Below are 11,687 nucleotides of genomic sequence, written 5' to 3'. Positions count from 1 at the left end.
GTGGCCGGTCGGTCGGCGTCGAGGAAACGGATCAGCGTCTGGTGGGAGCGCTCGTTCTTGCCCTGTGTGGTGGGCTTGCCCGGCAACCCACTGATCGGCATGGTTCCTTTCGAGGCCAGAAAGATCTCCACGGACCCGATCGTGCCTGCCCGCAGCTGATTGAACGCCAGGGAGTTATCCGAAAGCACTTCCCGGGGTGCCCCGCATGCGGCAATAGCCCGTTCAAGCACGTCCTTCGCATCAGTACTGTTCTCATGACGCGAATACGCGTCGGAGCCCACGTCGTATCGGCTGGCGTCGTCGAGCAGTTGATACACCGTGACGACCTGCCCACCAGCCAGCCGGTACTCGAACGCGTCCAGCTGCCACAGCGACATCACCGTCGCACGCACGAACGGGATATAGGACGACTTCGGCCGCTTTTTCGGCGACGCGTCCACCTGCCCCACGCTGGCCAAAAGACGCGCAATCGTCGCCACCGAGGGGACCTTCCCTCCAGGGAACCCGTCATCCATGGCCGCTTCGTAGTAGACCGAACGGGGACCATAATCCCAGCCATCAGACTTGAGCTGTTTGCGGATCTTCACCAGCTCATTCACGACCACCTGCCCAAAGCGTCGGGCCGGGACGTTCGGAGCGCGGGAGCGGGGATGCAGCGCAGCAGCCGCCTCGTGGACAGCTCGCCCGCGGATCTTGTAGAACACGCTCCGCGAGATCTTCAGAGAGCGGCAGAACCCGAAAATCGACAGCGCGTGAGGCTGAGTCGGGTCGTAGTTCATGATGGCGGCACGAGTCTGGGGTGAAAGAGAATTCGACATTCCTCAACTATCACCGGCGCAAGTGTCTCCGATGCTGTGAGAGAAGGTGTCCGCGATGTCATGAGATCGTGTGTCCACGATGCGTTGAGACAGGACACACGAAGCCATGAGACTCAACGTCCGCGAAGTGATGAGATTTAGTGTCCACGATGTCACGAGATAACACACCAACTCGCCGGACTACCGCTACCACCAAGCGCTACTCGCCAATCGACGATTAGTGGAGTGTGTAGAGCATTTGCAATTTCTCCTCGCTGAGCCAGTCGCGGTCGACCGCATCAATGCCAGGGGTGGCGGCGTTCATCGCTGTTCTCATCATGTCGAGTTCAGCGCCACCCCGTTGTCGGAGAGGAATTTCTGCGGGACACCGTGGCAGTCCCGAAGCTTGTCAGCGTCCCCGCCGGGATCTCGACCTCTGCGCGGCGCATCACCCTGCACCTGCCCGAGCATTGGCCCTGGAAGAAACCCTGGACGGCCCTGTTCAATCAGAACTTCCGGCCGAGACAACCCGCCCCCACCTGACCAACCAGCCGATATCGGCATCAATTAGGACCACCAGTGGAACGCCCCGGGCCGCGAGACCCGGACCTCACCCATGCCCGAAACCAGAAACCCCGCCAAACTGAAATGAGAACCCGCTCAGAGGTCGCCCGGTGGATTCAGGCTAAACGTCCGCCGAGTCGTGGAATAGATCGACGAATGATCGACCAACGCGAGGTGTGGAGCCACCGCGCGCAGGAACACGTTCTCCACGTCAGAGACAGGCCGGTCGCCCAGAACATAGTCGGCCAACTTGCCGAGAATCACCGCAGGCAGTGGCAACGTCAACGGGTTGCCCGTTTTCTGCTGCACGATGCCGAGCGTCGAGCTGCGCCAGTCAATGTCCGTCAAACGCAGCGCGATGATGTCGCAGGCGCGCAGCCCGGTCACCAGCGCCAGCAACGTAATCGCTGCGTCCCGGGCCGGAACGTCGCCACGGGTGCACGCCCGAATGACCAACTGCTCGTCGCTTTCCTCCAGCAAGCGGACGAGCTGGTGCCACCGCCGGGCGTGCGCCATCTTCAACGCGTCGAGCAAATCCTGCCGCTGAACGAAGGTAAGGAACGGAAGGAAATTCAACACCACCGTCCACAACGCCGAGGGCGCCCACCGGCCCCTCAACGATTCCAAATATCCGAACACTGTGATCCCGCCAGCAGCCTCCAACGACGTGATTCCACTCGCCTCCAAAAAGAGGAGGCATTCACCGGCCGCGCGACCATAGGCATTTCGGGTAGCCGTGGCCAAGCCGCGACGTTCCATATCGCCCGACCACGCTCCCCAGAGGGCGACGAAGTCGGCGCATTGCGGAACCGCCACGCCGCCGCCGCGGCTTCTCATCGCCAGGCTCACCCGCCCGGTCGACACATACGAGTCAAACAGTGTCGCCAACCGGCCGTAGTCGAAGCGGCGCTGAGCGCTGAACATCCCCGTTCTCGGCCTCGTCGTCATCAACGCGAACTCCGCACCCAAGCCCGGCGTGTAGAGGCCGCCCTGCTTCCGCGCCAAGAGCGCCAAGATACGAATCGACTTTCGGCACTGCCCAATCGTCGACTCCGCATAACCGGCCGCTTTCAACGCCTCGACAACGACAACACCAATGTCATCCACCATCGTTTCCATAGCAATTTCCCTTCACTGCTCATCTGGACACGATGAAGGTAACGCCAACGTAGGCACCGAACTAAGCCGAGAAAGTCAAAGCCGTTCCCAGCGAAATAGCGCCATCGGCACGGTTCCTCGGTTTAGCGTCACCCTCGGCATAATCAGAGTGAAAAACCACCTGCTCGGACGGCTAACCGCGGAGGGCCATCGCCCTGACCAAGGCGTTCAGCGGTGTCGTCGGCCTCGCGCAGCTGCGCTATGCGCTCCTCGTAGAGACGCGCGAACGTGTCACGCTCGGAGCGTGCCTGATGGTTGCCGCCCACGAGCCGACGCACGCCCACGAGCCGACGCACGGCCACGAGCTGCTGCTCGTCCTCCCGCTGCAGCGCGTCGAGGCGCGCATACAGTCTTGCGACATGGTTCTGTTCGAGCTGAATCTCTTGGTCGACCACGCGTAAGGCCCTCAAATCCGACATCTAAGCCTGTTCGGGTCTGAAAGCGGCGCCGCCAGCGAATCAACTGAGGTCGTTTTCTCGGCCCGAACATCGACATCATCGGAGATTGGTGGGACACCTGCCAAGTCATCCGCCATCCCTGCGTTCGACAGGTACCAGCTGCAAGCTGGTCCATTTGACCCGGGCCGCCCGAGGCCACGGCATGTGACCGCTCCGGCGTCTTCACCGAGGCAAGCTCCGGGCGCCGTCGCATGCGCTGGCAACGACATAGCCACGGTATCCTTACCAGGTGACTTCCCGGAAGATTCTTTACGGACTCAGCGTCCTGGCGGGCGTTGTGCTCGCCGGCGCGCTGGGCGCCGCGCCGACCTCGATTGGCTTGGTTGCGGTTGCGGCCATCGCAACCATAATGGTCGCGGTCGTTTTGCCGCTCGGCGCGCTCATCGGCTTGTGGGGCGCCCTTCTTCCGGTCTGGTCCGTGAGTAGTCTCGACCCGATGGTTTTCGATGCCGCCCGATTGGCCGTCGCAATTATGATCATGGTCAAGTCGGGGCGAGAACACGCGAATCTGTGGACGCCCGCAGTCAGGCGAGTAGCAGTTCCATTGGGCGCTTCCGCTATCGGCCTCGTCGTCTTCGGAATTGTCTCGGGTGAGTCGGGCACTGTCAATCTCGGTGTGACGATGCTGCTCGGGCTCATAGTCGGGTGGATGGTGCTTTCACGCCTGACCAATCCGTGGGCGCTAATGAACGGATATTTGGTAGGGGTCACACTGAGCGGGGTAGTGCTCATCCTCGCTGGATTTGGATACAGCACGATCACGCCGCAGACAAATGGCGGGTTCCTTAGGCTCACCGGGCTCTCACCGTCCGCGACACTGGTCACGTACCAGCTCGCCATCGGAGCGGTCGTCGCGTGGGCTAGCATTCACAAGGGCGCGCGCTCGGGTCGGTTCGTGGTTGCGCTGATGGTCTGCCTGGTTGCCATGGGCCTCAGCGGTGGGCGCGGCGGGGTTGTGGCATTGGGGCTCGCACTTCTTGTCGGCGCGCGTTGGGGTTGGGTGCGAGCGGTGCCAGCCGCGGCAATCGCCTTAGTGGGATGGATCGCGGTCACGCTGGCCGAAAATGCCGGGATTACATTCAATACGCTTCAACGATTCACTTCTTCCGGAGATGGCGGCGACCTCACCACGGGCCGGGCTCGCCTCTTTCAGGATTCCCTCGATTCCATCTTGACGCATCCAGTCCTTGGTTCGGGGCTGAGCCAATTCGAAGCCGAATACGGGCCAGCCCCTCACGTAGCCCTCCTGACATTCTTTGTCGCGGGCGGACTTCTTTGCGGCCTCCCCGTGCTGTGGGCGTTTTGGTGTATCGCCAGGCGGTGCCTGACTATCTCACCCAAGCAGTTCGGCGCGGCGGGGAAGGCGGCGCATCTGATCCTTGCCGTTTCGATCGCCTCTGCGTTTTTGGAACCCAATGGCCCTTTCGTCGGCATAGCCTGGACGACAATCCTTCTCCTCGCAGTTGGAATTACTTCGCGCGCGCTAGAGCCGCCGCGGATTACGGCGGCCTCGCGTGCATTAGGCGCTGACCTTACTGGCCTCACAAGTGGGCCAGCCGTGTTGCCGATGAGCGAGGTTTCGCGCAAAGCCGTTTAGGTCTTGCTCCACGTTTGTCGAGTGAAGTTATATTCACTCTGGCGTCGGAGAAGTGCCCGATTCCGTGACCGGGGCTGGCACGGTATTGGTTCACCGGGCGCGCAGTCGCAAATAGGCTGAACGCATGGAGAACTCATGAAGATTTCGGTGATCGGCTGTGGTTACCTGGGGGCGGTGCACGCCTCGGCGATGGCCGAACTGGGGCATGACGTGGTCGGCATCGATATTGATGCCCGCAAAATTGACCAGTTGGCCGCGGGCAAGCCGCCGTTCTACGAGCCGGGTCTGCCCGAGATCCTGACATCGGCCATGGCGTCGGGCCGGCTGCGCTTCAGCACCGACATTGCCGATGCCGCTGGCGCGCAGGTGCATTTCGTCGGGGTCGGCACTCCGCAGAAAGCGGGCAGCCACGCCGCCGACCTCAGCTACGTCGACGCGGCTGTGCAGTCGCTGCTGCCTCACCTTGCCGCTGGTGACCTGGTTGTGGGCAAGAGCACCGTGCCGGTCGGCACCGCCGCCCGCCTGGCCGGCGTGATCGAGGCATCCGGCTGCGGGGCCAGCCTGGCCTGGAACCCCGAATTTCTGAGGGAGGGGCTCGCCGTGAAAGACACCATCAGCCCCGACCGCCTCGTCTACGGGGTGCCGGCGGGCGCGGCCGGCGAACATGCCGCGGCACAGTTGAATGAGGTGTACGCCTCGGCCATGGCAGCGCAGACGCCGCTGATCGTCACCGACTACGCCACCGCGGAGCTCGTGAAGGTCGCCGCGAACGCGTTCCTGGCCACCAAGATCAGCTTCATCAACGCGATGAGTGAGATCGCCGACGTCTCCGGGGCGAACATCACCGAGCTGGCCGACGCCATCGGGTTCGACAACCGCATCGGCCGCCGTTTTCTGAACGCCGGCGTCGGGTTCGGCGGCGGCTGCCTGCCCAAGGACATCCGCGCGTTCACCGCCCGCGCCGAAGAACTCGGCCGGGGCGAGTCGGTCTCCTTCCTGAAGGAGGTCGACGCGATCAACATGCGGCAGCGCCAGCGGGTCGTCGCGATGACCCTGCAGGCCCTGGACAAGCCCGTCTACACGGCCAAAGTGGCCGTGCTCGGGCTCAGCTTCAAGCCGCACTCCGATGACGTGCGGGACTCGCCGGCCCTCGACGTGGCCGTGCAACTGCGGGGCCTCGGCGCCGACGTGATGGCCACCGACCCGCAGGGGATCGAGAACTCGCGCCTTCGGCATCCGCAGCTCACCTATTCGACCAGCATCGAGGAGACCCTGCGCGCCGCGGACGCGGTGGTGTTGGTGACCGAGTGGGCCGAGTTCAAGCAGATCGACCCGGTCTGGGCCGCTAGTCTGGTGCGCGTGCCAATAATCATCGATGGTCGAAATACACTCGACGCAGCCGCGTGGCGTGCTGCGGGCTGGACCTACCAAGGGCTCGGTCGACCGTGATGGTTGATGTGTCTCGCGGCCCGGTGATCAAGCCGAAACGTCGGGGGTGGCGGATTGCATTGATCGCCATCGCGGCAGTGATGCTGCTCGTTGCCGGGGCTGCGGGTGTCTATGCCTGGAGCCTCAGCAATACCTTCGACAGTCAGACGGTGAAGCTTCCAGATGTGTTTCCCGACGAGGCGGCTCGCCCAACGGCGGCACCTGCTGACCCGGCGAGCGGGCTGAGCACGAGCGGGCAGAACATCCTCCTGCTCGGCTCTGACACGCGAGGCACCAACGATGGGTCGATCGCAGACCTGTCCGGCCAGCGCTCGGACAGCATCATGGTGGTGCACGTGCCGGCGAACCGCAAGAACATCTACGTCATGTCGATCATGCGTGACAGCTGGCTCGAAATCCCGGGCCGTGGTGAGGCCAAGATCAACGCCGCCATGTCTTACGGCGGAGTGCCTCTTGCCGTGCAGACCATCGAGGGCCTGCTCGGTGCGCGCATCGACCATGTGGCCATAGTCGACTTCGAAGGTTTTAAGGGCATCACGGATGCCCTAGGCGGCGTCGACGTCGACAATCCGGTCGGCTTCGACTCGTCCTCGCTGCAGGGTCGCTACTTCGCCGAGGGAACCCACCGCCTGAACGGCACTGAGGCGTTGGCCTTCGTGCGGGAACGCTACGCATTCTCTGACGGTGACTTTCAGCGCGCACGCAACCAGCAAGCCTTCATCAAGGCCGTTCTCGGCCAGTCGCTGACGGCGGAAACCCTCACGAACCCCGCCAAAATCAGCGGCCTGGTCGGGGCGGTTGCCCCCTATCTCTCCGTCGACGACGGGCTGAACTCGGCCTACGTGGCCGGACTGGCAGTGGAGCTGCGCGACGTGCGCGTGGGCGACGTCACGTTCTTCACGCTGCCGACGACTGGCACCGGCACCTCACCCGACGGACAGTCGATCGTCGTGATCGACCAAGACAAGCTGAAGGAAGTGCAGCAGGGGTTCCAGACGGACACCCTCGACGCGTACCAGCCGGAGTTGCAAACGATGGATTGACGGGCCAGCGCCACGTTGCACGATGGGAGCCCGGACGCCCGTGGGACCCAAACCTTCTGCGTGCGTAGAACCAGCGCAGTGTCGCTAGAGCGTCATCGTGATGGCGGCAAAACCGGCGATTCCCGCGGCGGCGGCCGCAACGAAAAGAAACGCGTATTGAAGTCGCTTGTAGCTTCGCCCGCGTCGGAGCAGTACTTTGTGCCCCATCTGCTCGGGGCGAATCTTGGTCACATTGCAGCTTATGGCGCGCGTGATGGCGTGAAGCACGATCCGGTGTCCCCAAAACGGGGTGGGCGTGCACCGGCTGGCTTCCGCCAGATGGCGGAGAATCACGTGGTGGAGCGGCGGCCTTGTGGGCGTGTCTGGAAGACATCCGGTGGCAGGTGCCCCGAGGCGCGGTGTCCTCACAAATACGCGCCTGATCAGAAGTGCACTGCGCGGTGCGGGTGTTAGGGCAGGAGCACTGTGTTGTCGAAGCAGGTGCTGGTGGAGCTGAGGTAGATCACGGGAGGGACCGCCGTGTTCGACCCGGTCGAGATTCTCAGCCCGGGTGAATCGTCGGAGTCGCCCGCCGGAATAAGTGTCACTGTTATCGAACCGCCGGACTCCGCGCTCGGGATGTCGTTGCCCGTCGCGGCCGTGGTCCAGCCGGCCTCTTCCTTCTTCGTGACCAGCGCGTCGGCCACGGCCACGGACTCGGTTCCGTTGTTGAGCCAGACGTAGCGCATGTTCTGCCAGGCGCTCATTGCGGGCTGCGGGCTGCCGTCGGGGCCCAGGCAGCCCACCAAACTATTCATCACCCGGTCGACGTGGTCGATCAGGGAGGGGTCCATGGCGGCGATGGCCGCATCGACGGTTCGGGTGGTCGTGGTTTCCTCGGCACGTTTCGGACTGCCGCCCGGTGCCTCGGAGTCGCCGGCGCATCCGCTCACCATCAGCACGCCGGCGATCAGGGCGGCTCCAGCGAGTGCTCGGCCCCTGTAACGATTCAATCTGCGCAGCATGCCGCCCCCAAGTGTTATGGGCGCTGCCTTTCGGCGGCGCGCCTTGTCCGTGCGCAGAACACCCCCACGCGGAGTAAGCCTAGAGGCCCCGCTGCTGATCGCGTTGCTGTTTTTTGCGAGTCGGGCGACTGTTCGGAGCCGAGTAAACTTGAAGATCGGATTTCAAGGGGTGTGAACGTGGTCGACCAGGAGCTTCAGCGGGAACAGCAGTATGTCAAGAACCTGTACGCGCGTCTCGACGCGCTGCAGCGGGAGGCCGAGCAGCAGCTCGTGGCCGTGCGACGGCTCGACGTGGGCGGCAACCACCAGTCCCGCTCCGAGCGGGACACGTTCGCGCGGCTCTATGAGGATCGCATCGTGCAGCTGCGCGAGGTCGACGACCGGCTGGCGTTCGGCCGGCTCGAAGTGGCCGCCGACCCTGACGAGTCTGAGTCTGGCTCTTCGTCTTCCTCTTCGTCTTCCTCCTCTTCGTCTTCCTCTTCGTCTTCCTCCGGCTCGACGGATGCCTCCGTCTACCGCTACATCGGCCGGCTGGGACTGCGCGACGAAGACCTGCAGCCCATCCTTCTCGACTGGCGGGTGCCGCAGGCGAGCGCGTTCTACCAGGCCACCGCGGCCACGCCACTCGGAGCCCGGGCCCGCCGGCATCTGCTGTCGAAGGGCCGCGACATTGTGCGCATCGAGGACGAGATCCTCGACGCCGCCCTTCTCGAGGGTGATTCGGCAACCCTGCACCAGGGGGAGGGCGCACTGCTGGCCGCCCTCACCGCACAGCGCACCGGGCACATGAGCGATATCGTGTCGACGATCCAGGCGGAGCAGGACCGCATCATCCGTTCAGACTTGAAGGGTGTGCTCGTTGTGCAGGGCGGGCCGGGCACCGGCAAGACGGCCGTGGCCCTGCACCGTGCGGCGTACCTTTTGTATACGCATCGCGATCGGCTGAAGAATTCGGGTGTGCTCATCGTGGGGCCGTCGGAGTCCTTCCTGAACTACATCGAGGCGGTGCTGCCGTCGCTGGGTGAGACGGGGGTGGTGCTCGCATCCGTGGGCCAGCTCTACCCGGGCATCGAGGCCACCCGAGAGGATGCCCCAGCCGTCGCTGCGATCAAGGGCCAGACCTCGATGGCCCGGCTCGTGCAGCGCGCCGTGCGCTCGCGGCAGCGGGTGCCGGCTGCGGCGCAGGTGTTGGTCGTGAACGGTGACCGGCTCACCCTCAAGCCGCAGCTGATCGAGACCGCGATTCACCGGGCGCGGGCCGGCGGCAAGCCGCACAACGAGGCCCGGGTGACGTTCGTGAAGCACGCGCTGGCCGCGCTGTCCCGGGAGTGGCTCGCGCAGTTGAAGGCCCAGGGCCGGTCGATGGACGACACTGACCTGCCCATGCTGCGTGAAGACCTGCGCCTGGCCGACGACGTGCGGGTGGCGCTGAACACGGCCTGGCTGCCGCTCACGCCCGAGAAGCTGGTGCAAGACCTCTATGCGCGTCCGCAGTGGCTGGCGCAGCTCACCCCCACCTGGACACCCTCGCAGCGCGCGCTTTTGCACCGCCCGCGGGATGCCGAATTCACCATCTCGGACGTGCCGCTGCTCGACGAGGCGGCCGAGCACCTGGGCGAGTACAGCGTGGTCGACGCGGCGCAGCGGCGCGAGCAGAAGGAGCAGCGTAAGCGCGACGTGGAGAACGCCGAGCTGGCGATCTCGAACATGGAGGTGAAGGGCTTGGTGAATGCCAAGGCGCTCGCCGACAACTTCGCCGAGCTGGGCGACCGGGCCACCACGGCCGAGCGTGCCGCCCTCGACCGCACCTGGACCTACGGGCACGTGGTTGTCGACGAGGCGCAGGAACTGTCGCCGATGCAGTGGCGGCTGGTGCTGCGGCGCGGCCCGCTGCGTTCGTTCACGATCGTGGGTGACATCGCGCAGGCGGCGTCGGCCGCGGCCGCCTCGAACTGGCGCGACGCTCTCGAACCGTTGCTCTCCGGGTCGCAGGAGGAGTCGCGCTGGCGGCTGGAGGAGCTCACCGTGAACTACCGCACGCCGAGCCAGATCGCTTCGGCTGCGGAGTCGATGGCAGTGGCGCATGATCTGCCGATCACGCCGGCGCGGTCGGTGCGGGCGAGCGAGTGGCCGATTGAAACGGTTCCGGATGTTGTTTCGGCTTTTCGGCGGGAACGTTCGCTTGGCCTCGGGGGAACCGTTGCAGTGATCGTGCTGGAGGACTTGCTGGCCGAGGTTGTTGCTTCATTGGTGGCTGAGTTCGGTTCCTCTGGCGTCAGTGTCGGCGTTGGGGCTGCGGGGCTGCTCAAGGATGTGGCGGTGCTCACCCCGCAGGACTCGAAGGGGCTGGAGTTCGACGCGGTGATCGTGGTGGACCCGGCGGGGATCGTGGCCGCGTCTTCACGCGGGGCCGGGGCGCTGTACGTGGCGATGACGCGGCCGACGCAGCGGCTGTATCTCGTGTCTACCGTTCCGCTGCCCGCGGGGCTGTAGGTTCGTCGCTTGGCGGTGGTTGGGCTTCGCAGTGGTTGGGCTTCGCAGTGGTGGGGCTTCGCAGTGGTTGAGCTTCGCAGTGGTTGGGCTTGCCGAAACCCGGCGACCCGGTCTCCGAGCCCGGCCCCCGGTGGTTGAGCCTGTCGAAACCCGGCGACTCGGTCTCCGAGCCCGGCCACGGACCCCCGGCCGAACGAATTCGACGGAGATTTTGCTCAAACCCGGCCCAAAACATCCGTTTCGGCTCGAAATTGGCAAAATCTCCGTCGAATTCGTTAGAGGGCCGGGCGTATGACGGCCACAGCTACGGATACCGATGCGCGGCCGACTTCAAGGCTGCACCACGCTGACCAAATTACTTTCGATGAATAGTCAGCACCTATTGACTCTAGATTAGTACACGTTTACTNCTAGATTAGTACACGTTTACTATAGTGGTATGGCAGGAGCCCCCACTCCGCACCACCCCACCACCTCACCGCAGGCGGTGGCTTCCAACGTGCAACAGCCCCTTGTGCAGCTGCCCCTCGTGCAACAGCCCCTTGTGCAGCTGCCCCTCGTGCAACAGCCCCTTGTGCAGCTGCCCCTTGTGCAGCGACTGCAGCAGGCGCGTGATCTGGCCGCGTCCGTGCTTGATTCGGTCGCCTTCTCTCTTTTGAGTGAGGCGGAGGCGATGGCGGTGCTCGGCACGGTCGAAGACCTCGGCCGTAGGGTCGATGCGGCCAGGGTTGCATCCGCTGCCGACATTGCGGTGCGGTCTCGGCGCATCCTGGGCCACGAGTCCCTCGCGTATAAGAACGGGGCGACCAGTGGCACGGACCTGATCACCCGCCTGACCCGTGTTTCCTCGCGGGAGGCGAACCGGCGGGTGCGCCTCGGCGACAACGTCACCCTGCGTCTGGCCGGCACCAGCATGCTCCCGCCGTATTACCCGGCCGTGGCGGCTGCCCTCACCGCCGGCGACCTCGGCGTCGATGCTGCCGAGAACATCGTCACTGCCCTCGACACTGTTGCTGCCCGGGTCGCGCCGGACGATCTGGGCACCGCGGAGCGTGCCCTGGTGGCCAGTGCGACGGGTGCGATCACCGACGAAACGAGCGGGCTCCCCGGTGAGGGGTTCGCGT

General features: G+C 64.5%; 10 protein-coding genes. 5 read left to right on the top strand and 5 right to left on the bottom strand.

The annotated features are described in order from the left end of the window. The 3 genes from E3O67_RS01990 to E3O67_RS01975 form a co-directional block, all read right to left on the bottom strand. The coding region (locus E3O67_RS01990) for a DDE-type integrase/transposase/recombinase (RefSeq protein WP_135101668.1) at positions 1-818 on the bottom strand (818 nt) is incomplete at its 3' end. Positions 819-1,457: 639 nt separating this feature from the next. Then, a complete protein-coding gene (locus E3O67_RS01980; RefSeq protein ID WP_135101666.1) occupies positions 1,458-2,480 on the bottom strand; it encodes a tyrosine-type recombinase/integrase in 1,023 nt (340 codons plus the stop codon). Positions 2,481-2,623: 143 nt separating this feature from the next. Beyond that, positions 2,624-2,914, bottom strand: coding sequence for a hypothetical protein (locus E3O67_RS01975; RefSeq protein ID WP_135101664.1), 291 nt, complete (start codon positions 2,912-2,914; stop codon positions 2,624-2,626). 292 nt (positions 2,915-3,206) lie between these two features. Between E3O67_RS01975 and E3O67_RS01970 the strand changes: the two genes are divergently transcribed. From E3O67_RS01970 to E3O67_RS01960, 3 genes are all read left to right on the top strand, one after another. Next, on the top strand, positions 3,207-4,574 hold the full coding sequence (locus E3O67_RS01970) for an O-antigen ligase (protein ID WP_135101662.1): 1,368 nt from the start codon (positions 3,207-3,209) through the stop codon (positions 4,572-4,574). 135 nt (positions 4,575-4,709) lie between these two features. Continuing rightward, positions 4,710-6,023: a UDP-glucose/GDP-mannose dehydrogenase family protein gene (locus tag E3O67_RS01965; RefSeq protein WP_135101660.1), complete on the top strand. Its 1,314-nt coding sequence runs from the start codon at positions 4,710-4,712 to the stop codon at positions 6,021-6,023. A 149-nt stretch (positions 6,024-6,172) separates the two neighbouring features. Then, entirely contained in the window at positions 6,173-7,066 is an 894-nt protein-coding gene (locus tag E3O67_RS01960; protein ID WP_241981929.1) for an LCP family protein, read from the top strand. Between the two features lie 84 nt (positions 7,067-7,150). Here E3O67_RS01960 and E3O67_RS16765 read toward each other — a convergent pair whose 3' ends face one another. Together E3O67_RS16765 and E3O67_RS01955 are read right to left on the bottom strand one after the other, a co-directional pair. Beyond that, positions 7,151-7,297: a hypothetical protein gene (locus E3O67_RS16765; RefSeq protein ID WP_166787050.1), complete on the bottom strand. Its 147-nt coding sequence runs from the start codon at positions 7,295-7,297 to the stop codon at positions 7,151-7,153. 218 nt (positions 7,298-7,515) lie between these two features. After that, a complete protein-coding gene (locus tag E3O67_RS01955) occupies positions 7,516-8,058 on the bottom strand; it encodes a hypothetical protein (RefSeq protein WP_135101658.1) in 543 nt (180 codons plus the stop codon). Positions 8,059-8,241: 183 nt separating this feature from the next. Here E3O67_RS01955 and E3O67_RS01950 point away from each other — a divergent pair, with 183 nt between their 5' ends. Further along, positions 8,242-10,563: an ATP-binding domain-containing protein gene (locus E3O67_RS01950; protein ID WP_135101656.1), complete on the top strand. Its 2,322-nt coding sequence runs from the start codon at positions 8,242-8,244 to the stop codon at positions 10,561-10,563. A gap of 439 nt (positions 10,564-11,002) precedes the next feature. Next, positions 11,003-11,687, top strand: a 685-nt coding sequence (locus tag E3O67_RS01945) for a DUF222 domain-containing protein (RefSeq protein ID WP_135101654.1), incomplete at its 3' end; no start/stop codon positions are given.

The organism is Cryobacterium sp. TMT3-29-2 (assembly GCF_004564305.1).
Lineage (GTDB): Bacteria > Actinomycetota > Actinomycetes > Actinomycetales > Microbacteriaceae > Cryobacterium > Cryobacterium sinapicolor.
Note: the sequence above shows the minus strand (reverse complement) of the source record. Positions and strands in the feature narration are given on the sequence as shown.

What these genes read in the sequence shown, in the direction of transcription:
- E3O67_RS01965 (WP_135101660.1), top strand. Translation starts at nt 4,710, where the DNA reads ATGAAGATTTCGGTGATCGGCTGTGGTTACCTGGGGGCGGTGCACGCC.
- E3O67_RS01980 (WP_135101666.1), bottom strand. Translation starts at nt 2,480, where the DNA reads ATGGAAACGATGGTGGATGACATTGGTGTTGTCGTTGTCGAGGCGTTG.